19 protein-coding genes are annotated in these 23,169 nt (G+C 60.0%); 6 read left to right on the top strand and 13 right to left on the bottom strand.

Annotation, left to right across the window (positions count from 1 at the left end; all coding sequences use genetic code 11):
* Nucleotides 1-26 precede the first annotated feature (26 nt).
* The 11 genes from ACA051_RS27110 to bioB all read right to left on the bottom strand — a co-directional run bounded on the left by ACA051_RS27110 (nt 27) and on the right by bioB (nt 13,107).
* A complete protein-coding gene (locus ACA051_RS27110) occupies nt 27-185 on the bottom strand; it encodes a YqaE/Pmp3 family membrane protein (RefSeq protein ID WP_007904205.1) in 159 nt (52 codons plus the stop codon).
* 374 nt (nt 186-559) lie between these two features.
* A complete protein-coding gene (locus ACA051_RS27115) occupies nt 560-2,338 on the bottom strand; it encodes an acyl-CoA dehydrogenase C-terminal domain-containing protein (protein ID WP_497305941.1) in 1,779 nt (592 codons plus the stop codon).
* A 269-nt stretch (nt 2,339-2,607) separates the two neighbouring features.
* Nucleotides 2,608-4,404 (bottom strand): acyl-CoA dehydrogenase C-terminal domain-containing protein, encoded by a 1,797-nt coding sequence (locus tag ACA051_RS27120; RefSeq protein ID WP_497372583.1) that lies wholly within the window; start codon nt 4,402-4,404, stop codon nt 2,608-2,610.
* A 90-nt stretch (nt 4,405-4,494) separates the two neighbouring features.
* Nucleotides 4,495-5,784, bottom strand: coding sequence for a GGDEF domain-containing protein (locus ACA051_RS27125; protein ID WP_461982626.1), 1,290 nt, complete (start codon nt 5,782-5,784; stop codon nt 4,495-4,497).
* A gap of 227 nt (nt 5,785-6,011) precedes the next feature.
* Nucleotides 6,012-7,817: a phenylacyl-CoA dehydrogenase gene (locus tag ACA051_RS27130; RefSeq protein ID WP_497305946.1), complete on the bottom strand. Its 1,806-nt coding sequence runs from the start codon at nt 7,815-7,817 to the stop codon at nt 6,012-6,014.
* A 277-nt stretch (nt 7,818-8,094) separates the two neighbouring features.
* Nucleotides 8,095-8,391: a pyrroloquinoline quinone biosynthesis protein PqqE gene (locus ACA051_RS27135; protein ID WP_497305947.1), complete on the bottom strand. Its 297-nt coding sequence runs from the start codon at nt 8,389-8,391 to the stop codon at nt 8,095-8,097.
* A 107-nt stretch (nt 8,392-8,498) separates the two neighbouring features.
* A complete protein-coding gene (gene bioD / locus ACA051_RS27140) occupies nt 8,499-9,179 on the bottom strand; it encodes a dethiobiotin synthase (protein ID WP_497305948.1) in 681 nt (226 codons plus the stop codon).
* Nucleotides 9,176-9,988 carry a malonyl-ACP O-methyltransferase BioC gene (gene bioC, locus ACA051_RS27145; protein WP_497372585.1) on the bottom strand — a complete coding sequence of 271 codons (813 nt, stop codon included), beginning with the start codon at nt 9,986-9,988 and terminating at the stop codon, nt 9,176-9,178. Before bioC ends, bioD begins: the two co-directional genes overlap by 4 nt.
* Nucleotides 9,981-10,712 carry an alpha/beta fold hydrolase gene (locus ACA051_RS27150; RefSeq protein ID WP_497372587.1) on the bottom strand — a complete coding sequence of 244 codons (732 nt, stop codon included), beginning with the start codon at nt 10,710-10,712 and terminating at the stop codon, nt 9,981-9,983. The genes bioC and ACA051_RS27150 overlap by 8 nt, the downstream gene beginning before the upstream one ends.
* On the bottom strand, nt 10,705-11,883 hold the full coding sequence (bioF, locus tag ACA051_RS27155; protein ID WP_497305951.1) for an 8-amino-7-oxononanoate synthase: 1,179 nt from the start codon (nt 11,881-11,883) through the stop codon (nt 10,705-10,707). Before bioF ends, ACA051_RS27150 begins: the two co-directional genes overlap by 8 nt.
* A 168-nt stretch (nt 11,884-12,051) precedes the next feature.
* Nucleotides 12,052-13,107: a biotin synthase BioB gene (gene bioB / locus ACA051_RS27160; protein WP_010467114.1), complete on the bottom strand. Its 1,056-nt coding sequence runs from the start codon at nt 13,105-13,107 to the stop codon at nt 12,052-12,054.
* A gap of 90 nt (nt 13,108-13,197) precedes the next feature.
* On the opposite strand from bioB, the gene ACA051_RS27165 reads away from it, so the two are divergent.
* From ACA051_RS27165 to rarD, 5 genes are all read left to right on the top strand, one after another.
* Nucleotides 13,198-13,938, top strand: a complete 741-nt coding sequence (locus ACA051_RS27165; RefSeq protein ID WP_497372589.1) for a ComF family protein — start codon at nt 13,198-13,200, stop codon at nt 13,936-13,938.
* A 127-nt stretch (nt 13,939-14,065) separates the two neighbouring features.
* Nucleotides 14,066-14,830 carry a TOBE domain-containing protein gene (locus ACA051_RS27170; RefSeq protein WP_497305954.1) on the top strand — a complete coding sequence of 255 codons (765 nt, stop codon included), beginning with the start codon at nt 14,066-14,068 and terminating at the stop codon, nt 14,828-14,830.
* A gap of 58 nt (nt 14,831-14,888) precedes the next feature.
* The gene (locus ACA051_RS27175; RefSeq protein ID WP_497372591.1) at nt 14,889-16,790 is read left to right on the top strand and encodes a PhoX family protein; all 1,902 of its coding nucleotides are present in this window, start codon (nt 14,889-14,891) and stop codon (nt 16,788-16,790) included.
* Nucleotides 16,791-16,972: 182 nt separating this feature from the next.
* Complete coding sequence (locus tag ACA051_RS27180) at nt 16,973-17,947, top strand: serine/threonine protein kinase (RefSeq protein ID WP_219096955.1); 975 nt, start codon at nt 16,973-16,975, stop codon at nt 17,945-17,947.
* A gap of 163 nt (nt 17,948-18,110) precedes the next feature.
* Nucleotides 18,111-18,998 carry an EamA family transporter RarD gene (gene rarD / locus ACA051_RS27185; RefSeq protein WP_497305958.1) on the top strand — a complete coding sequence of 296 codons (888 nt, stop codon included), beginning with the start codon at nt 18,111-18,113 and terminating at the stop codon, nt 18,996-18,998.
* Between the two features lie 215 nt (nt 18,999-19,213).
* Here the strand turns inward: rarD and ACA051_RS27190 are convergent, their stop codons facing one another.
* The gene (locus ACA051_RS27190) at nt 19,214-19,732 is read right to left on the bottom strand and encodes a glycine cleavage system transcriptional repressor (RefSeq protein ID WP_094470306.1); all 519 of its coding nucleotides are present in this window, start codon (nt 19,730-19,732) and stop codon (nt 19,214-19,216) included.
* Between the two features lie 538 nt (nt 19,733-20,270).
* Here ACA051_RS27190 and ACA051_RS27195 point away from each other — a divergent pair.
* Complete coding sequence (locus ACA051_RS27195; RefSeq protein ID WP_497305960.1) at nt 20,271-22,448, top strand: malate synthase G; 2,178 nt, start codon at nt 20,271-20,273, stop codon at nt 22,446-22,448.
* A 58-nt stretch (nt 22,449-22,506) separates the two neighbouring features.
* Here the strand turns inward: ACA051_RS27195 and ACA051_RS27200 are convergent, their stop codons facing one another.
* On the bottom strand, nt 22,507-22,965 hold the full coding sequence (locus tag ACA051_RS27200) for a response regulator (protein ID WP_497305962.1): 459 nt from the start codon (nt 22,963-22,965) through the stop codon (nt 22,507-22,509).
* Nucleotides 22,966-23,169 lie beyond the last annotated feature (204 nt).

Consider the following 23,169-nt stretch of genomic DNA (forward strand, 5'->3'; position numbering starts at 1 on the left):
AAGCGATCTATCTGACGCCGCAGAACTCAGCGCTTGGCGATGATGTACACCGCATGCACGATCCCCGGAATGTAACCGCACAACGTCAGCAGAATATTCAGCCAGAACGCGCCGGCGAAACCGACCTGCAGAAACACACCCAGTGGTGGCAACAGAATGGCAATGATGATGCGAATGAAATCCATGGGGCAGCTCCTGATTTGAAGTGGGCTCGTGAAAGCCCTACAGCTAATCGACCTGCGGTGACCGTCAGGGTTCAAGTACGGCAGATCTGGCAGACACAACGGGCTGAACGCTTGAACAACTCGAACACGCTCGACGGGTTGAGCTGAATACTTTTCTGCGGGCAAAAGAAAACCCCGCCGAAGCGGGGCTTTGCAGACTGTTTCCCTGACATCCATTTCACTCCGCCGTCCTGGCAGAATCCTACGTGTCCGTGTTGTTGCTTTGCGCTTCCTGCGCGACGTCCATGTGAAGTAGATTAGCTCTGGATCCAATCTTCGCCTATGGGAGAACAGCAGCACGTCATGTAAGAGAATGCTTACATGACGCGACTCCGTCAGAACTGTGCAGCGTCCAGCAGGAACAGCGATTCGCTACCCGCCTTCACCGACGCACTCAACGAGTGAATACGCGGCAACAGACGGGCGAAATAGAACCGCGCCGTCCCCAGCTTGCTCGCGTAGAAGTCGTCCTGCGCCTCTTTGCCGAAGGCCGCCTTGGCCATCAGCGCCCACATGTAGGCGTAAGCAACGTAACCAAAAGCTTGCAGGTACTCGACCGACGCCGCGCCGATTTCGTTCGGGTTGTTTTTCGCCCGGTCCAGCAACCACGAAGTCAGCTCGTCGAGGGTGGTCACGGCATCGTTCAGCGGCTTGGTGAACTCCGCCAGGTCAGCGCTGGCGGTGGCGGTGAAATGACGGATCTCATCCGCGAACAGGTTATAGAACGCCCCGCCCGTGCCAACGATCTTGCGCCCTACCAGGTCCAGCGCCTGAATGCCGTTGGTGCCTTCGTAGATCTGGGTGATGCGCACGTCGCGCACCAGTTGTTCCTGGCCCCACTCACGGATGTAACCGTGGCCGCCAAAAACCTGCTGGCCGTGCACGGTGGTTTCCAGACCGAGGTCGGTCAGGAACGCCTTGGCAACCGGCGTCAGCAGCGCAACCAGATCTTCCGCGCGTTTGCGGGTGGTCGCGTCTTCGCTGAACTTGGCGGTGTCCAGCTGCATGGCCACGTAAGTGGAGAACGCACGGCCGCCTTCGTTCGAGGCTTTCATGGTCAGCAGCATGCGACGCACGTCCGGGTGGACGATGATCGGGTCAGCGACCTTGTCCTTGTTCTGCGCGCCGGTCGGCGAACGGCTTTGCAGACGGTCGCGGGCGTATTCGACGGCGTTCTGGTACGAGCGCTCTCCGGTGGCCAGGCCTTGGATGCCGACGCCCAGACGCTCGTAGTTCATCATGGTGAACATCGCCGCCAGGCCTTTGTTCGGCTCGCCGATCAGGTAACCCACGGCTTCATCGAAGTTCATCACGCACGTCGCGGAGGCCTGGATGCCCATCTTGTGTTCGATCGAACCGCAATTCGCCGGGTTACGCGCGCCCAGGCTGCCATCGGCATTGACCATGAACTTCGGCACCAGGAACAACGAAATGCCCTTCGGCCCCGCCGGTGCGTCCGGCAGTTTGGCCAGCACCAGATGGATGATGTTCTCGGTCAGGTCGTGCTCACCGCCGGTGATGAAGATCTTGGTGCCGCTGACTTTGTAGGAACCATCGGCCTGAGGTTCGGCCTTGGTGCGGATGATCCCCAGGTCCGTACCGGCATGCGGCTCGGTCAGGCACATGGAACCGGCCCAGACGCCGGCGTACATGTTCGGCAGGTACGCGGCTTTCAGTTCTTCACTGGCGTGGGCGTTGATCGACAGGCAGGCGCCGGCGGTCAGCATCGGGTACAGACCGAACGACAGGCTGGCGGAGTTGACCATTTCTTCGACTTGCGCCGACACGGCCTTGGGCATGCCCATGCCGCCGTAGGTCGGATCGCCACCGACACCGACCCAGCCGCCTTCAGCGTATGTCTGATAAGCCTGTGGGAAACCGGCCGGCGTGGTGACGGCACCGTCCGCCCAATGGCAACCTTCTTCGTCAGCCGCACGGCTCAGGGGCGCGATGCTTTTGCTGGTGACCTTGCCGGCTTCTTCGAGAATGGCTTCGACGGTTTCAGCATCAACGGTCTCGGCCAGCGCAGGCAGCTCCGCCCAGAGTTTGGCGACCTCGAAGACTTCATTGAGGACGAAGCGCATATCGCGCAGGGGCGCTTTGTAGTCAGCCATGGCAAACCTCGCAAGATCTAAACAGGTGATTCGTGGGAATGATGTTTTCGTTGGGTTCGAGTGTAACCCAACAACTTTTGCGACACATAGGGTCAGGCCGTGACCGTTTTGTAATTTTTAGTCAGCAGTATTCCAGCTGAGCAGCTCTCGCCTGCAAGAACGCATTCACGGGCAAGCCTTGCTCCTACAGGTCCTTTGTCGTGCACATAGGGTGCAAACGACACTTAACCTGTAGGAGCGAGGCTTGCCCGCGAAGCTTTTAACAATCGTCAGAGCGCAAATAACTCCGCCGGTAGCTTCATCAGGCAATCACTCCCGGCCTCTATCGCCGCCCGATGAGCGGCAGTACGCGGCAACAATCGCTTGAAGTAAAACTCGCTGGTCGCCAGTTTGCCCTGGCAATAATCGGCATCACCGCTGCCCGCGTCGAGTTGCGACTGGGCCACCAGCGCCATGCGCAGCCACAGATAGCCGAGGATGATGTAACCGCTGTACATCAAGTAATCCACCGACGCTGCACCGACTTCGTCCGGATTCCTCATCGCGGCCATGCCGACCTTGGTGGTCAACTCGCCCCACTGCTGATTCAGTTCGTTGAGTTGTACAACGTAGCTTGCGAGTTGCGGGTGATCAGCGTTCGCCGCACAGAACTTATGGACGATTTTGGTGAAGCCACGCAGCAGTTTGCCTTGGCTGCCGAGCACTTTGCGCCCGAGCAAATCCAGCGCCTGAATGCCGTTGGTGCCTTCGTAGATCGGCGCGATCCGGCAGTCGCGAACCAACTGCTCCATGCCCCATTCACGGATAAAGCCGTGACCGCCAAACACCTGCATGCCGTGGTTGGTGACTTCCAGACCGGTGTCAGTCATGAAGGCTTTGCAGATCGGCGTCAGGAAGGCCAACAGGTCTTCGGCGTCCTGACGCGCCGTTTCATCTGGACTCAGGTGTGCAACGTCCAGCAGCTGCGCAGTGAAATAGGTCAGCGCGCGGTTGCCTTCGTTGAAGGCTTTCATGGTCAGCAACATCCTGCGCACGTCAGGATGAACAATGATCGGGTCAGCGGCTTTTTCCGGCGCTTTGGGACCGGTCAGCGCGCGCATTTGCAGGCGATCGTTGGCGTACTTGATGGCTCCCTGGAAACTCGCCTCACCCAGACACAACCCCTGCATGCCGGTGCCGAGCCGCGCGTGGTTCATCATGGTGAACATGCAGTTCAAGCCCTTGTTCGGCTCGCCGATCAAGAAGCCCTTGGCTTCGTCAAAGTTCAGCACGCAGGTGGCCGAGGCCTTGATGCCCATTTTGTGTTCGATCGAGCCACAGGAAACGCCGTTGCGCTCGCCGGCTTCACCCTCGGCATCGGGTAGGAATTTGGGAACGATGAACAGGGAAATGCCTTTGGTGCCTGCCGGAGCATCTGGCAGTTTCGCCAACACCAGATGAATGATGTTGTCGCTCATGTCGTGTTCGCCGGCCGAAATGAAGATCTTGCTGCCGGAAATTGCGTAGCTGCCGTCGGCGTAAGGGACGGCGCGGGTTTTGATGATGCCCAGGTCAGTGCCGCAATGCGCCTCGGTCAGGCACATGGTGCCGGTCCATTGGCCAGCCGTCAGTTTGCTCAGGTAGGTGTTCTTCTGATCTTCGGTGCCGTGGGCATGGATGGCCGACATCGCGCCGTGGGTCAAGCCGGGGTACATGCCCCACGAGGTATTGCTGGAACCGACCATTTCACTGATGACCAGGCCCAGTGAACTTGGTAAACCCTGTCCGCCATACGCCGGGTCAGCTGCCAGACCGTGCCAGCCACCTTCCACGTACTGTGCGAAAGCCTGCTTGAAGCCTGTAGGCGTTGTCACCACACCGTTGTCGAAATGGCAGCCTTCTTCGTCGCCGCTGCGATTCAACGGTGCGAGAACGTTCTCGCAGAACTTCGCGCCTTCTTCGAGGATCGCATTGACCATGTCCGGGCTGGCATCGGTGGCGCCGAGCGCGGCGTAGTTGGCGTGGAAGTCGAAGACGTGGTCGATCAGAAAGCGCATGTCGCGCAGGGGAGCTTTGTATTCGGGCATGGTCGTTTCTCCGTCAGCAGATCGTTCAAACCTACTGCTGCCCACCCTGCCTCACAATCACAGTCCAGACGCTGAATGCGCCATCATCACTCAACCCGCAGCGGCGTCCATGCGCACCGCGCCACGGCGAGTCTGACCGAAGGCCACCACACAATTTCGCCCGGCGCCCTTGGCGCTGTAGAGCGCTTCGTCAGCGGACTTGAGCACTTTTTCGGGGGTGCGCTGCTCCACGCGTTCGGCGACGCCGATGCTCACGGTCACCGACACGCTTGAAGCGCCCGGCCCCGCGCGACGCTGACGCCCCTGTTGGTCGTCTTGCGGGCGGGCGTCTTGGTTGCGCAGTTGAATGTTGTACGTGGCGATGGACTCGCGGATGACTTCCAGGTGCGGCATGCACTCTTCCAGTGTCTTGCCCGCGAACACCAGGGCAAATTCTTCACCGCCGTAGCGATACGCCCTACCGCCCCCACCGATTTTCGACAGCTTGCTGGCGACCAGTCGCAAGACCTGGTCGCCGACATCGTGACCGTGGGTGTCGTTGAATTTCTTGAAGTGATCGACGTCGCTCATGGCCAGCACGTAATTGCGCCCCAGCCGCTGCATCCGCTCGTTCAAGGCGCGGCGCCCCGGCAGGCCGGTAAGCTCGTCGCGGAAGGCCATTTGATAGGCTTCGTGGGCAACCGCGGCGGCAATCATCAACATCACCTGGCTGCACATGATGTTCAAGGTGAAGGGCAGGATGAAGGTTTTCGGCAGCGCCCAAAACAACCCGAGCAAGCCGACCAGCTGTGCGGCGTGCAAGGGTCTCGGGTTACGCCAGTATTGCCAGCTCAGCAGCAGGAACGAGGCAATGAACACGGGATAGGACAACTGGATCAGGCTCATCCAGGCGCCATGCAGCGCTGGCCAGCGGATTTCCGACAGCCACATCAACAAGGCCTGGGGATAACTTTGCTCCAGCCCCAACGCGACACTGCCGACGGCCAGCAATACCGCGAAGCGCGCCACCATGTCCTGAAACAAATGAGTGCGTTCCTGCCAGGCGGCGAAAACACCGAACAACAGCGGCAGCAACAGGCAACACAGGTGGAAAACCACCGCTGCGTCATCTCGGACCTTGCCGTTGTCGCGGTAATAATCGGTCTGGGTGTCGAGCAGAAAGTAGGCGATGTACACCGTCACCATCAGAAACAGCTCGCGCTGACGTCGGTAAACCGCGCAGTACGCACCGCCGAGCAACAGCACCAGGGTCGGCAGCACGTTGAACAGCGAAGTGAAAAAGACGTTGAGGTCCTTGATGTAGGCGGCCGCAAGCCCCGCAAGTAAAAGCAGTAACGACGGTAGGAAATGGCTGAAACGTACAGCGGAAGAACGCGGCAAGGGTAAAGCTCCGACCGTCATGACAATAGATGGCATTGTGCCCACCTACTGTAACGGCAGAAATGCCGACTTACTGAGTCGTTGGCCAAGGTTTTTTTAGCGGTTGCGATATTGGCTATCTGCAGGGCGGCCAGTTTTGGGTCACGGGTGGCTGTATTGTTTTGAAAAGCAAAAAAAAACCGCCACCCCCGAAGGAGTAGCGGCTTCATGAAGATCTACGTTAAGGCTTAGTAGCCCAGCGCGAAGTTCTCTTCTTTCATGTCCATCAAGTTGTTGGCACCCGACAACATGGTTGCAACGTGAGTGCGGGTACGCGGCAGGATGCGCTGGAAGTAGAAGCGCGCAGTCTGCAGCTTGGCGGTGTAGAACGCCTCTTCGGAAGTGCCGGCAGCCAGTTTCTCGGCAGCCAGACGCGCCATGTCAGCCCAGAAGTAGGCCAGACAGGCGTAACCGGAGTACATCAAGTAGTCCACCGACGCCGCGCCGACTTCTTCGCGATCCTTCATGGCAGCCATACCGACCTTCATGGTCAGATCGCCCCATTCTTTGTTCAGCGCAGCCAATGGCTCGACGAACTCTTTGACCGCTTCATTGCCCTCGTTGGTCTGGCAGAACTTGTGGACGATCTTGGTGAAGCCTTTCAGAGCCTCGCCTTGAGTCATCAGCACTTTACGGCCCAGCAGGTCGAGTGCCTGGATACCGGTGGTGCCTTCGTACAGCATCGAAATGCGGCTGTCGCGAACGTTCTGCTCCATGCCCCACTCGGCGATGAAGCCGTGGCCGCCGTAAATTTGCACGCCGTGGTTGGCGGATTCGAAGCCGACTTCAGTCATGAAGGCTTTGGCGATTGGAGTCATGAAGGCCAGCAGTGCGTCGGCTTTCTTCTTCTCTTCTTCGTCTACGCCGTATTTGACGATGTCGACTTGCTTGGCGGTGAAGTAAACCATCGCGCGGTTGCCTTCGGCGAACGCTTTCATGGTCAGCAGCATGCGACGTACATCAGGGTGAACGATGATCGGGTCAGCGGCTTTTTCCGGCGCTTTCGGGCCAGTCAGCGAGCGCATTTGCAGACGATCGCGAGCGTATTTCAGGCCGCCCTGGAAGCCGATCTCGGCGTGGGCCAGACCTTGCAGCGCGGTGCCCAGACGAGCGGTGTTCATAAAGGTGAACATGCAGTTCAGGCCTTTGTTCGCCGGGCCGATCAGGTAACCGGTGGCCGCGTCGAAGTTCATCACGCAAGTGGCGTTGCCGTGGATGCCCATTTTGTGTTCCAGGGAACCACAGCTCACGGCGTTACGTGCGCCGATCGAACCGTCAGCGTTCGGCATGAACTTCGGCACGATGAACAGGGAAATGCCTTTGGTGCCAGCCGGTGCATCCGGCAGGCGGGCCAGCACGATGTGGACGATGTTGTCGGCCATGTCGTGTTCACCGGCCGAGATGAAGATCTTGGTGCCGGAGACTTTGTAGGAACCGTCGGCCTGAGGTTCGGCCTTGGTGCGCAGCATGCCCAGGTCGGTGCCGCAGTGCGGTTCGGTCAGGCACATGGTGCCGGTCCACTCGCCGGAAACCAGTTTGGTCAAATAGGCTTCTTGCTGCTCAGGGGTGCCGTGCTCGGAGATGGTGTTCATCGCGCCGTGCGACAGGCCTGGGTACATGCCCCACGACCAGTTGGCTTCGCCAACCATTTCGCTGACGGCCAGACCCAGAGACTCCGGCAGGCCCTGGCCGCCGTGTTCTACGTCGTGGGCCAAGCTTGGCCAGCCGCCTTCAACGAATTGCTTGTAGGCTTCTTTGAAGCCAGTCGGGGTTTTAACGCCGGACTCGCTCCAGGTGCAGCCTTCGGTGTCACCCACGCGGTTCAGCGGAGCCAGCACCTGCTCACAAAACTTGGCGCCTTCTTCAAGAATGGCGCTAACCATGTCTGGAGTTGCGTCTGCGCAAGCCGGAAGGCTCTGATAGTGCGCTTCGTAGCCGAGCAGTTCGTCACGAACGAAGCGAATATCACGCAAGGGGGCCTTGTAGTCAGGCATAGCGATAAACCTCTGCTGATGTAACCGGGAATGAACGACCGTGTTGATTTGTTGTGACGGTCAAACAGTTGTTTGAAACATACGTTTACGCCCAAATCTTGTCAAGCGCCGATCTTTTGCCGTTCGTCATCGCGCCGCCAAATGCCGGACACGCAGCCGCGCTGCCGCCGTTGACAACGCAACAGGCCCTGTAGGAAAGATTAGTTGAGGGAGAAGGACTTACGTATAAAAACGCCGCGAATAGTCGCGGCGTTGGCAGGACGGATTCAGCGAGGGGTCAAGCGAAAGTATCGATCAACGTCCCAAGCATTTCATCGGAAGCCTTGGCGACTTTGGCGCCCGCCTCAACCTGAAACTTGCCCTGTGCCATCTCGACCATGCTGCTGGCCACGTCCGATTGCTGACTGCGATCTACCGAACGCAGGCGGTCTACCTGAACCTCGGAAGACTGGCTGGTTACCGAACGCTCGATGGTGCTGCTGGCAATCTGGCTGGAAGCCTGATCGACACGGTTCTGCCCTGTCTGAATAGTGCTCAGACCGGCATAAAAAGCGGTGTTTCCTGAGATTTCCATAGGGGAACTCGTCCTACAAAGGATTAACTTTGGCCATTGAACCAGACCTGATGGCAAAAGGCCCGACAAAAACACTAATGGCACAGTGCCTTGTCATAGGCAAAACCTCAATCCAGCAGATCCAGTTGCAAATGTTCCGCCACCGCTTCGGCCGTCACCAACTTGAGTTTCGGCACTCGCCCAAGGCAAGGTGCCGGGATCCGCTCAGCGAGAGTCGCGAGGTTCTCTTCCAGGCGCGAAGTCTTCGGATCGATGATATTGGCCACCCACCCCGCCAGCTGCAAACCGTCCTGGGCAATCGCCTCGGCGGTCAGCAGCGCATGATTGATGCAACCCAGGCGCACGCCGACCACCAGAATCACCGGCAGATCCAGCGCCATCGCCAGATCCGACAGATTGGCCTGATCCGCCAACGGCACGCGCCAGCCGCCGGCGCCTTCGATCAAGGTGAAATCCGCCTGCATGTCGAGAATTTCGCGCATCGGCGCCAACAGTGACTGCACCGTCAGCGCTACGCCCGCCTCCCGCGCGGCCAGGTGCGGAGCGATCGGCGGTTCGAATGCCACCGGGTTGACCTGTGCATAAGTCAGCGGCAATGAGCACTCGGCCAGCAACGCCAGCGCATCGGAATTACGCAAACCCTTGGGCGTCACATCGCAGCCGGAAGCGACCGGCTTGCCCGCCGCCGTGCTCATGCCCGCCGACCGCGCGGCATGCAACAAACCTGCAGCAATGGTGGTCTTGCCGACATCAGTGTCCGTGCCGGTGATGAAATAAGCAGCGCTCATATGGTTTTCTCCAACACGGCGTAGACCACCTGATAAGTCGCCGGCAATCCTTCGGCCTGACGAAACTGCTCATAAGCCTCGACCAAGCCGAGGATCCGCGCCCGACCGGTCAAACCGCCCGGTCGACCGGGGTTCAAGTTGTGCGCACCCAACGCCTTGAGTTCATGCGTCAGGCTGCGCACGTCCGGGTAATGCAACACGTGAGGACGAGTTCCGAGACTGACAACCCTCAAGCCACTGGCCGCGCACAGCTGTTGATAAATACCGAACTCGCGGAAGCGATTGACGTGCACCATGCCATCCACTTGACGCCAGCTGTCACGCAACTCAAATAGCGTTCCTACACAAAGACTGGCAAACGCGAAAATCCCACCCGGCTTCAGTGCCCGATATGCCTCACTGAGCACCGATTCGAAATCCGCGCACCACTGCACCGCCAGGCTGGAGAAGATCAGATCACAGGTCGAATCCTGCAGCGGCAAACGCTCCGCGTCCCCGGCGATGAAATGGCTGGCGCCGCCCAATGGCCGGGCGTGGTTGAGCATGCCCTCGGCGATGTCCATTGCCAGTCCGTTGCCCGAAGGAAAGCGCTCGCCCAATGCCCGGCTGAAATGCCCGGTACCGCAACCCAGATCCAGCCAGACACCCGGCACAAAATCACCGGACAAACGGCTCAACAACTGGCTGCCGACATCGCGCTGCAATTCGGCGACGCTGTCGTAACTCGCTGCCGCGCGGGAGAAGGATGCCGCCACCTGACGCTTGTCGGGCAAACCGCCGGGCAGATTGGGGAGGGATAAATCAGTCATCACCGGACTCGTGCAAAAAGGCCTGGATCGCCCCCGCCACACCGTGGGGATCTTCCAGAAGAAACGCATGGCTGGCCTGTTCAATCAGGCCGATTTCGACGTCCGGCAGCAAGGCCAGAAGGTCTCCGGCCGCTTCGGCCGGGACCAGGCCGTCGAGCCCGGCGAACAGATGTAATTGCGGGCCACGAAACGCCTGCAACGCCTGGCGGGTATCCAGTTGTGCGAGCACTTCCAGTCCGCTCATCAATATCGACGCGGAGGCATTTGGCGCACCACCGAGCAACAGACGCGACAGTCCGCGCGGGTCTTCGACCCCTTGAGCGCAGAGGAGGGAAAAGCGCTTCAGCGTCATCCGCGGATCGGCCTTGCAGCCGGCCAGGAACGCGTCGAAGGTTTCGCCAGGCATCGCGCTCGGCCATAGCTCATGGGCGACAAAAGAAGGATTGCTCGCCAGGGTCAGCAAGCCGCAGCAACGGTCACCACGACGCGCCGCCAACTCAGACGCAAGCATGCCGCCAAGGGACCAGCCACCGAGCCAAGCGTCTTGCGGGATCGTCGAATCCAGCTCATCGATCCATTCCTCAAGATCGCTCGATTCCAGTTCCGGCAACGGCTCGATCTCGACCCGCAGATGCTCATCCAACCCCTGCAAGGCGGCCGCCAAAGGCTCCAGCGGTGAAATCCCGAGACCCCAACCGGGCAGCAGAATCAGTCGATCACGCATGGCTTGGCTCCGGTCCCAGTTGTTGAAAACAATCGGCCAGTCCATTCAACAATAGCTGCACCTGCGCTTCACTGTGGGCGGCGGTCAGGGTCACGCGCAGACGGGCGCTGCCGGCGGGCACGGTGGGCGGTCGAATCGCCGTGACCATCAGCCCGCGCTCGCGCAGCATCTGCGACAGTCGCATCGCACGCCCGGCATCGCCGATCATGATCGGCTGGATCGGCGTGAAGCTGTCCATCAGCTCCAGGCCGATTTGCTCGGCACCGTGGCGAAATTGGCGGATCAACGTTTTCAGATGCTCGCGTCGCCAATGTTCAGTGCGCAGCAGTTCAACGCTTTTTAGCGTTGCGCAGGCCAAGGCCGGCGGTTGGCTGGTGGTGTAAATGTAGGGGCGGGCAAACTGGATCAGGCTTTCGATCAGCTCTTCGCTGCCGGCCACAAAAGCACCTGCGGTGCCGAACGCCTTGCCGAGGGTGCCGACCAATACCGGAACGTCTTCCTGACTCAAGCCGAAATGCTCGACGATCCCGCCGCCGTTGGCGCCCAGCGGACCGAAGCCATGCGCGTCATCAACCATCAACCACGCGCCTTTGGCCTTGGCTTCCCGGGCCAGCGCCGGCAAGTCGGCGATATCGCCGTCCATGCTGAACACGCCGTCGGTGACCACCAGCGTATTGCCGGTGGCCTTCTCCAGACGCTTGGCCAGACTGGCCGCGTCGTTGTGCAGATAGCGATTGAAACGTGCGCCGGACAATAAACCGGCATCCAGCAACGACGCGTGATTGAGGCGGTCTTCCAGCACCGTATCGCCCTGCCCGATCAACGCGGTGACTGCGCCGAGGTTGGCCATGTAGCCGGTGGTGAACAGCAGCGCACGCGGGCGCCCCGTCAAATCGGCCAAGGCTTCTTCCAGCGCGTGATGCGGCGCGCTGTGGCCAATGACCAAATGCGATGCCCCGCCACCAACGCCCCAACGGGCAGCGCCGGCACGCCAGGCTTCGATCACTTGCGGGTGATTGGCCAGGCCCAGGTAGTCGTTGTTGCAGAACGCCAGCAACGGCTGACCGTCGACCACTACTTCCGGGCCTTGAGGGCTTTCGAGCAGAGGGCGCTGGCGGTAAAGGTTTTCGGCACGACGGGCAGCAAGGCGTGCGGCGAGATCGAAAGACATGCAGGCCTCGTGGATCAGAATTCAGAAGTGATGTAGCAGAACCTGTGGGAGCGAGCTTGCTCGCGATAAGGCCATGACATCCAACATCTATGTTGAATATTAAAATGCTATCGCGAGCAGGCTCACTCCTACAGGGTTTTGCATTCCTTCAGAAGGATCAGTGGAGCGTTAAACAGCCGCGTTGTAGAACTGCTCGCTGCTCTTCTGCTCAACCAGCGCCTGTTCAATCGCAGCCTGATGCACTTCGTCCGCGTGCTCTTCGCGCGCTTCCGGCAGGATCCCCAGGCGCGAGAACAGTTGCATGTCCTTGTCGGCCTGCGGGTTGGCGGTGGTCAGCAGTTTTTCGCCGTAGAAAATCGAGTTGGCACCGGCGAAGAACGCCAGGGCCTGCATCTGCTCGTTCATCGCTTCGCGGCCGGCGGACAGGCGCACGTGGGATTGCGGCATCAGGATGCGCGCGACGGCGAGCATGCGGATGAAGTCGAACGGGTCGATGTCTTCGGCATTTTCCAGCGGCGTACCAGCGACTTTCACCAGCATGTTGATCGGCACCGACTCTGGATGCTCTGGCAGGTTGGCCAGCTGGATCAGCAGATTGGCGCGGTCATCGAGGGATTCGCCCATGCCGAGGATGCCGCCGGAGCAGATCTTCATCCCCGACTCGCGCACGTAAGCCAGAGTTTGCAGGCGCTCGCTGTAAGTGCGGGTGGTGATGATGCTGCCGTAGAACTCCGGCGAGGTATCGAGGTTGTGGTTGTAGTAGTCGAGGCCGGCGTCGGCCAGCGCAACGGTCTGGTCCTGATCCAGGCGACCCAGGGTCATGCAGGTTTCCAGGCCCATGGCTTTCACGCCCTTGACCATTTCCAGCACGTAAGGCATGTCTTTGGCCGACGGGTGTTTCCACGCCGCGCCCATGCAGAAACGTGTCGAACCGATGGCCTTGGCGCGAGCGGCCTCTTCGAGAACCTTCTGCACTTCCATCAGTTTTTCTTTTTCCAGGCCGGTGTTGTAGTGACCGGACTGCGGACAATATTTGCAATCTTCCGGGCAGGCGCCGGTCTTGATCGACAGCAGCGTGGAAACCTGGACGCGGTTGGCGTCGAAATGCGCGCGGTGCACCGTCTGCGCCTGGAACAACAGGTCGTTGAATGGCTGAACGAAGAGTGCTTTGACTTCGGCCAAAGACCAGTCATGACGCAGGGTTGCAGAGGTGCTGGCGCTCATGGGCGTTTCCTTGTTTATGCTTGGCAAGCGGCTGGGGAAGGGAATACCCACAGACGCGACACGGATGTTCGGCATATTTAAGGAAGAGTGATGCGCTGTCAACCACGATACGTAGGACCGGTTTACATCTGGCTAAATAATAACCAACACTGCTTGCTCTGCAGTGAAGCCACCGAAGACGTCAGGCCCATCTGCATAGCCTGTGAAACCGACCTGCCCTGGCTGGGCGATCACTGTCAGACCTGCGCCCTGCCCTTGCCTGCGTCGGGCCTGACGTGTGGCTCATGTTTAAAACGGCCGCCGGCTTTCGAGCGGGTCGCAGCCCCCTGGACTTACAGCTTTCCGGTGGACACATTGATCACGCGCTTCAAGCACAGCGCCAAGTGGCCGTTTGGCCGCCTGCTCGGCGAACTTCTCGCGCAATACCTGCAACATCGCTTCGATGAGGACCTTAATCGGCCCGACGCTCTGGTCCCTGTTCCGCTTGCGGCTAAACGCCTGCGTCAACGGGGTTTCAACCAGGCCGCGATGCTCGCCCGCTGGCTCGGTGACAGCCTCAACATCCCTTGCGATGAAAAACTGCTGCTGAGGATTCAGGACACCAGCGCGCAACAGGACCTGAATGCCGACGCTCGCAAAAAGAACCTGCGCAATGCGTTTGCCCTAGTGGTCGATGCGCCGGTCAAAGGGCGGCACCTGGCGATTGTGGACGACGTGCTGACCACCGGCGCCACCACCCAGGCCCTGGCTCGCCTGTTGATGGATGCCGGAGCCGCGCGGGTCGACATCTACTGTCTGGCCCGCACGCCCAAACCCGGTGACGCAGCCTGACTGAAAACCACGTACAAAACCTGTGGGAGCGAGCCTGCTAGCTCCCACAGGGAACATGGGCTGACTTGACTCCCACGCGTCCAGCCGCCAACGTCTTCCCCATCTCCACAGCCCAAAGCACCTAGCCATGTCCTTGCCCACGCTGTTGTCCCAGCACATTGTCCGTCGCCCGCAGCGCATCGCGTTGCTGCAGCACATCGCCGAACAGGGCTCGATCACCCGCGCCGCAAAAAGTGCGGGGCTAAGTTACAAGGCGGCGTGGGACGCTATCGATGAGCTGAACAACCTCGCGCAAAAACCGCTGGTGGAACGCAGCGTCGGCGGCAAGGGCGGCGGCGGCGCCAAACTGTCCAACGAAGGCCAGCGAGTGCTGCGCCTGTATCAAAAGCTGCAAGCCTTGCAGGCCCAGGTGCTGGAAGCCGCCGAAGATGCCAGCGACCTGGACCTGCTCGGTCGGCTGATGCTCAGAACCAGCGCCCGCAATCAACTGCACGGCAAGGTCGTGGCGATCGACAACCAGGGGCACAACGACCGGGTCCGTCTTGAACTGGCCGAAGGCTTGACCCTCGATGCGCAGATCACTCACGACAGCACCCTGCGCCTGGAACTGCAGACCGGCACCGAAGTCGTGGCCCTGATCAAGGCAGGTTGGCTGGAGTTACTGGGCATCGATCAACAACCAACACCGGGCGACAACTTCCTGAATGGCACCATCGAAGAAATACTCGACGCCCAAGACGGCCCCAGCGAAGTGCGCATCGGCCTGCCCAATGGCCAGATCCTCTGCGCGCTGGCCGAGCCACTGCACTTGAGAAGCCAGGGGCTTGCCGCTGACAAACCGGTGCGGGTGCAGTTCGCGCCGTCCAACGTTTTGCTCGGTACACCGCTCTGAAACATAAGCTTCATCATTGCTCTTTAAGGTGGCTGCAAAAACCAGCAGGGAGCCTGATGTGAGCCTATTAGAAGAAAACCAGTCCACCGACCTCGAGAAAATGGTCGGCCTCAGTCGCCGTGGTTTCATCAGCGCCGGCGCCCTCTGCGGTGCGGCCATGTTCCTGGGCGGCAACCTGCTGAGCCGCAGCGTGCTGGCCGCGAGTGTCAGCGCAGGCTCCAGCAAACTGTTGGGTTTCGACAGCATCCCCGCCGCCACCAGCGACGCAATCACCCTGCCGCCAGGCTACAAGTCTTCGGTGCTGATCAGTTGGGGCCAGCCTCTGCAAAAAAACGGCCCGGCGTTCGACTTGAGCGGTAATGGCACCGCCGAGCAGCAGGAAGTCCAGTTCGGCGACAACAACGACGGCATGAGCCTGTTCGAATTCCCCGGTGAAAAAGACCGGGCGCTGATGGCGATCAACAACGAATACACCAACTATCGCTACCTCTACCCGCATGGCGGCATGCCGCAATCGGCACAAGAGGTGCGCAAGGCGCTGGCCTGCGAAGGTGTGTCGGTAATCGAAGTGCAGCGCAAGAATGGCCAGTGGCAATTCGTCCAGGGCTCGCGCTACAACCGGCGCATTCACGGCAACGCACCGATCAGCCTGAGCGGCCCGGCTGCCGGCCACGCACTGGTGAAAACCAGCGCCGATCCGCACGGCAAGAATGTCCTCGGCACCTTCCAGAACTGCGCCAACGGCAAGACGCCGTGGGGCACTTACCTGACCTGCGAAGAGAACTTCACCGACTGCTTCGGCAGCAGCAATGCCGAACAGAAGTTCGATGCCGCGCAGAAGCGCTACGGCGCAGTGGCGGCCAGCAAAGAGATCAACTGGCATCAACACGATGAGCGGTTCGACCTGGCGAAGAATCCGAACGAACTCAACCGCCACGGCTGGGTCGTGGAAATCGACCCGTTCGATCCGCAATCGACGCCGGTCAAGCGCACGGCACTGGGCCGCTTCAAACATGAAAACGCTGCGCTGGCTGAAACCCATGACGGCCACGCCGTGGTGTACATGGGCGACGACGAACGCGGCGAGTTCATCTACAAGTTCGTCAGCCGCGACAAGATCAACCACAAAAACCCCAAGGCCAACCGCGACCTGCTGGACCACGGCACGTTGTACGTGGCGCGCTTCGACGCGGGCGACGGCAATGCCGATCACCCGAAAGGCCAGGGCGAGTGGATCGAACTCACCCACGGTAAAAACGGTATCGACGCCAGCAGCGGTTTTGCCGACCAGGCCGAAGTGTTGATTCACGCGCGCCTGGCAGCCAGCGTGGTGAAGGCCACGCGCATGGACCGTCCGGAATGGATCGTCGTCAGCCCCAAGGATGGCCAGGTCTATTGCACGCTGACCAACAACGCCAAACGCGGCGAAGACGGTCAACCGGTGGGCGGGCCGAACCCCCGGGAGAAGAACGTCTACGGGCAGATCCTGCGCTGGCGCACCGACCGTGACGATCACGGTGCCAAAAGCTTTTCCTGGGACCTGTTTGTGGTCGCCGGCAACCCGGGCATCCACGCCGGTACGCCCAAGGGCGGTTCGTCGAACATCACGCCGCAGAACATGTTCAACAGCCCCGATGGCCTGGGCTTCGACAATGCCGGGCGGTTGTGGATTCTCACCGATGGCGATTCGAGCAACGCCGGGGATTTTACCGGCATGGGTAACAACCAGATGCTGTGCGCCGACCCGGTGACAGGGGAGATTCGTCGGTTCATGGTCGGGCCGGTTGGCTGCGAGGTCACGGGGATCAGCTTCTCGCCGGATCAGAAGACCTTGTTTGTCGGGATCCAGCACCCGGGGGAGAACGGTGGATCGACGTTCCCTGAGCATCTGCCGAATGGCAAGCCGCGATCTTCAGTGATGGCGATTTCCCGTGAGGATGGCGGGATCGTCGGCGCCTGACAGGGCCCCATCGCGAGCAGGCTCTCTTCCACACTGGATCTGCGACACACCGCAAATCCCCTGTGGGAGCTAGCCTGCTAGCGATGGCAACACCACTCATCTCAAGCCTTAACACTAAAGAAGCCCCGTCTGCGCTACCATGCTTGGCCGGACGCGGCAGCCTGCTGCGCGCAGGAGTCAGCATGGCCCACCCGTTTGCAACCCTCACCCCAGACCTCGTGCTCGATGCCGTCGAAAGCATCGGCTTTCTCAGCGACGCCCGCATCCTGGCGCTCAACAGTTACGAGAACCGCGTCTATCAGGTCGGCATCGAAGACTCCGAGCCGCTGATCGCCAAGTTCTACCGCCCGCAGCGCTGGACCAACGAAGCGATTCTCGAAGAACACCAGTTCACCTTTGAGCTCGCCGAGTGTGACGTGCCGGTGGTGGCGCCGATGATTCACAACGGCGCCAGCCTGCATGAACATGCCGGGTTTCGTTTCACCCTGTTCCCCCGCCGTGGCGGCCGTGCGCCGGAGCCGGGCAATCTCGATCAGCTGTATCGCCTGGGCCAGTTGCTCGGCAGGCTGCACGCCGTCGGTGCGACCAAGCCGTTCGAACACCGTGAAGCGCTGGGCGTGAAGAATTTCGGTCACGATTCGCTGACCACGTTGCTCGAAGGCAATTTCGTCCCCAAGAGCCTGCTGCCGGCCTACGAGTCTGTCGCCCGCGACCTGCTCAAGCGCGTGGAAGAGGTCTACAAGGCCACGCCGCACCAGAACATCCGCATGCACGGCGATTGCCACCCCGGCAACATGATGTGCCGCGACGAGATGTTCCACATCGTCGACCTCGACGACTGTCGCATGGGCCCGGCGGTGCAGGACATTTGGATGATGCTGGCGGGGGATCGTCAGGAATGTCTGGGGCAGCTGTCGGAATTGATGGACGGCTACAACGAATTCCACGACTTCGACCCACGGGAACTGGCACTGATCGAACCGCTGCGCGCCTTGCGCCTGATGCACTACAGCGCCTGGCTCGCCCGCCGCTGGGACGACCCGGCGTTTCCGCACAGCTTTCCGTGGTTCGGCAGTGAGCGGTATTGGGGGGATCAGGTGTTGGCGTTGCGTGAGCAACTGTCTGCCCTGAACGAAGAACCCCTTAAGCTCTTCTGACCAACACATCCCCTGTAGGAGCGAGGCTTGCCCGCGAAGAACGATAACGCGGCCTGTCTGAAATACCGCGCTATCGTTCTTCGCGGGCAAGCCTCGCTCCTACAAAAAATACAACACATCTATACAATCCCCTCTTTGTTAGCTGCCTAAGCAAGGATTCTGCATGCAAGCCGCCAACCCGCGTCGCGGGTACATCCTGGGCCTGAGTGCCTACATCATCTGGGGCCTGTTCCCGATCTACTTCAAAGCCATCGCATCGGTGCCGGCCGTAGAAATCATCATCCACCGCGTGTTGTGGTCGGCGCTGTTCGGCGGCTTGTTGCTGATGGTCTGGAAACATCCGGGCTGGTGGCAGGAGCTGCGGGACAATCCGAAACGCCTGGCGGTCCTGGCCCTGAGCGGCACGCTGATTGCGGCCAACTGGCTGACCTACGTCTGGTCGGTGAACAACGGGCGCATGCTCGAGGCCAGCCTCGGTTACTACATCAATCCTTTGGTAAACGTGCTGCTGGGGATGTTGATCCTCGGCGAACGGCTGCGGCGCATGCAGTGGATCGCGGTGGGTCTGGCGGCGGTCGGTGTGGCGCAGCAGGTGTGGCAAGTCGGCAGTCTGCCGTGGGTGTCGTTGGTGCTGGCGCTGACGTTCGGCTTCTACGGCTTGATCCGCAAGCAAGCGCCCGTCAAGGCGCTGCCTGGCCTGGTGGTGGAAACCTGGATGCTGGTGCCGATTGCCATTGCCTGGCTGCTGTTCAATCAGACGGCCACAAGCGCTCAGCCCGAGTTCTGGACCACGTCCGAAGCCTGGTGGCTGGTGGCGGCCGGGCCGGTGACGCTGGTGCCGCTGGTGTGTTTCAACGCCGCCGCACGGCATCTGCCCTACACGACGCTGGGATTCCTCCAGTACCTGGCGCCGACGCTGGTGCTGTTGCAAGCCGTGCTGCTGTTTGGCGAGCATTTGTCGTCCAGCACGCTGGTGGCCTTCATCTTTATATGGGCCGGCCTGGCGATTTACAGCGTCGATGCGGTGATCACTATGCGCCGCCGCAACTGATCAAAAAACACACAAACCTCTACAGGCCACGTCCTTCGTGGCCTGCATTGATCCTTCCCAAGGTTATCCACAGCGTGATCCCCGCCGTTTGTGCGCAACTTGCTGAAACTGATGGTTTTTTGATCAGATCTTGAAGAAGCCCGGCCCGCGTGGGCTGGCGGGCTGTCTCTACAGGTTATCCACAGGCAGGTGCACGTTTAACTTGGATAACCCTGTCAGGGTTCGCTGCGCAGCACCAATTCCACCATCAAATCGTCGGCCAGGGTTTCCAGGCGCGATTGCAAGACATCCAGCGACAAGGTCAGCGGTACTGCCAGAATCGCTTCGGCGTGGAACAACGGCTCGCTGCTCATCGGCGCCGGACGCACTTCGGTCACCAGACGCTCCAGATTCACGCCTTGTTCACTCAGCAGGCGAGTGATGTCACGGACAATCCCCGGGCGGTCATTGCCCACCAACTCCATGGCAATCGGTTTCCAGGTGCAGGATTGCTCAATGCCGCTTTCGGCGATCAGCACGCGAATGCCGTGGGCGGACAACGCCTTCAGGGCATCGACCAGCTCATCGTAGGCCTCGGCCGGCACGCCCACCCGAAGAATCCCGGCGAACTGCCCCGCCATGCGCGACATGCGGCTCTCCAGCCAGTTGCCGCCATGCTCGGCAATGCATTGGGCAATGCGCTCGACCTGCCCTGGCTTGTCCGGAGCGAAAACAGTGAGTACGAGGTGGTCCATGGCGCAGCCCTCTTTTGTTATAGAAAAAGAAGTATAGGCAAGGGTTGTTGCTGCGTTGATTCGGCGGACGCCTTCGCGGGCAAGCCTCGCTCCTACAAGGAACCACGCAACCCCTATAGGAGCGAGGCTTCCCGCGAAAGGAGCGCCGCGATGAACCTGCAAACAACAAATCGTGTACAAGTTTTTATATTTAACTGGAACAATCTAATAGTTTTTTGAGAACATCCCGTGCCCCGACGTGACCGCAATGCGTCACGGGGTCGCAGAACGACGTAATTAGTCTAATTTTCACAAGCGCAATTCATCATGTAGTATGCCGCAGCGCGCACTACATAACGTTGGATCGATGTCTGCCACAGGCACACTCGCAGCCCTGAAAGCCCTATCAGCAAGGCCTCAAAGCCGTTGATCGGTTCCATCCCAGCCGCCCGAAATGGCATGTACTGGTGGAGGGGGTTTGTGGTTTAAATAGCCAGAGGCTTCATTGTCAAAATTGAAGAGCTGAAAAGCGAAATAGCTGAGCAGAGTGAGGCAAGCAATGACTGAACACGTTCAAGTCGGTGGCCTGCAGGTCGCCAAAGTCCTGTTCGACTTCGTGAACAACGAAGCCATTCCCGGTACCGGCCTCACCGCCGATAAGTTCTGGGCCGGTGCCGACAAGGTCATTCATGACCTGGCGCCGAAGAACAAAGCCCTACTCGCCAAACGCGATGATTTCCAGGCTCGTATCGATGGCTGGCACCAATCCCGTGCCGGTCAATCACACGACGCGGTGGCCTATAAAGCCTTCTTGCAAGACATCGGTTATCTGCTGCCAGAAGCGGCCGATTTCCAGGCAACGACGCAAAACGTCGATGACGAAATCGCCCGCATGGCCGGTCCACAGCTCGTGGTGCCGGTGATGAATGCCCGTTTCGCGCTCAATGCCTCGAACGCCCGTTGGGGTTCGCTGTACGACGCGCTCTACGGCACCGACGCCATCAGCGAAGCCGACGGCGCGGAGAAAGGCAAAGGCTACAACAAGGTTCGCGGCGACAAAGTGATTGCCTTCGCCCGCGCCTTCCTCGACGAGGCCGCGCCATTGGCGGCCGGCTCCCACGTCGACTCCACCGGCTACAAGATCGTTGACGGCAAACTGGTGGTCGCCCTCAAAGGCGGCAGCAACACTGGCCTGCGCAACGACGCCCAACTGATCGGTTTCCACGGCGATGCAGCCGCACCGACCGCGATCCTGCTGAAAAACAACGGCCTGCATTTCGAAATCCAGGTCGATGCCAGCACCCCGGTCGGCCAGACCGACGCTGCCGGTATCAAAGACATCCTGATGGAAGCCGCGCTGACCACCATCATGGACTGCGAAGACTCCGTCGCTGCTGTCGATGCCGATGACAAAGTGGTGATCTACCGCAACTGGCTCGGCCTGATGAAGGGCGACCTGTCGGAAGAAGTCTCCAAGGGCGGTCAGACCTTTACCCGCACCATGAACGCAGACCGCACCTACACCGGTGTCGACGGTCAGGAACTGAGCCTGCACGGTCGCTCGCTATTGTTCGTGCGCAACGTCGGTCACCTGATGACCATCGATGCGATTCTCGACAAGGACGGCAACGAAGTACCGGAAGGCATCCTCGACGGCCTGATCACCAGCCTCGCGGCGATCCACAGCCTCAACGGCAACAGCTCGCGCAAGAACAGCCGTACCGGTTCGGTCTACATCGTTAAACCGAAAATGCACGGCCCGGAAGAAGCCGCGTTCACCAATGAGCTGTTCGGTCGCATCGAAGATGTGCTCGGTCTGCCGCGCAACACGCTGAAAGTCGGGATCATGGACGAGGAGCGCCGGACCACGGTCAACCTCAAGGCCTGCATCAAGGCCGCCAGCGAGCGTGTGGTGTTCATCAACACTGGTTTCCTCGACCGCACGGGCGATGAAATCCACACCTCCATGGAAGCCGGCCCGATGGTGCGCAAGGCCGACATGAAGGCCGAGAAGTGGATCGGCGCCTACGAGAACTGGAACGTCGATATCGGCCTGAGCACCGGCCTGCAAGGTCGTGCCCAGATCGGTAAAGGCATGTGGGCGATGCCCGACCTGATGGCGGCGATGCTCGAACAGAAAATCGCTCACCCGCTGGCCGGCGCCAACACCGCCTGGGTTCCATCGCCGACCGCTGCTGCGCTGCATGCGCTGCATTACCACAAGGTCGATGTGTTCGCCCGTCAGGCCGAGTTGGCCAAACGTGCGCGCGCTTCGGTGGATGACATCCTGACCATCCCGTTGGCCGTCAATCCAGACTGGACCGCAGAGCAGATCAAGAACGAACTGGACAACAACGCCCAGGGCATTCTCGGTTACGTGGTGCGCTGGATCGACCAGGGCGTGGGTTGCTCGAAGGTGCCGGACATCAACGATGTCGGCCTGATGGAAGACCGTGCGACGCTGCGTATTTCCAGCCAGCACATCGCCAACTGGCTGCGTCATGGCGTCGTCACCGAAGAACAAGTGATGGAAAGCCTCAAGCGCATGGCGCCGGTGGTTGACCGTCAGAACGCCAACGACGCGCTGTATCGCCCGCTGGCACCGAACTTCGACAGCAACATCGCCTTCCAGGCGGCGGTCGAACTGGTGGTTGAAGGCACGAAGCAGCCGAACGGCTACACCGAGCCGGTCCTGCACCGTCGTCGTCGCGAGTTCAAGGCTGCCAATGGCCTGTAACTGAAGACTGATGCCGGACAAAAAAAGGCCCTGATCGAAAGATCAGGGCCTTTTTGTTTCAAATCGGTTCCTGCACATCCATTCCCAACTCATGCTTGACCAGCGCCAACAGCTTGCCGGTATCGACAGGTTTGAGCAGGAAGTCGACCACGCTTAAATGCATGGCGGCAATCGCGTCTTGCACGTCGGCGTCGCCGGAAACAATGATGATCGGCATTGCCGCCCTTACCGACTCGCGAACTTCCCGGATCAGGTCCAGGCCACCGATGTGCCCCATGCGCAGATCGGTAATCACCAGGCCGATCGAGGGTTTCTCGCTCAACATCTTGAGTGCGATTTCACCACTGGCGGCGGTCATGCAACGAATACCGTCCAACGCGAGAATCTCCGACAACAGCTCCCGCGCGTCTTTATCGTCGTCGACGATCAGCACACGCTGCGGCGGCAAATCGGGTTCGAGCATGATTGCACTCAGCGCCTCGCGCTCGGCATCGCTCAAAATATCGTGGTCAGACATGGCTTTCTCTACGTTTTCATTTCAATTCCCTAGCTCATCCGTCAGACATCGCTAAGCAGGCCTTCAATGTGCACTTCGTCGGAAAGTTTTCCTATAGTAAATGTAGAGGTTTTTTCGCACAGTTGCGTCAGACATTTCCTAACTTCCGACGCCTGCACGCCCCGACCTAGACTTACGTCCAATGGGCACCCTGCGCGCAGGGGC

Source organism: Pseudomonas sp. LBUM1669 (genome assembly GCF_059695705.1).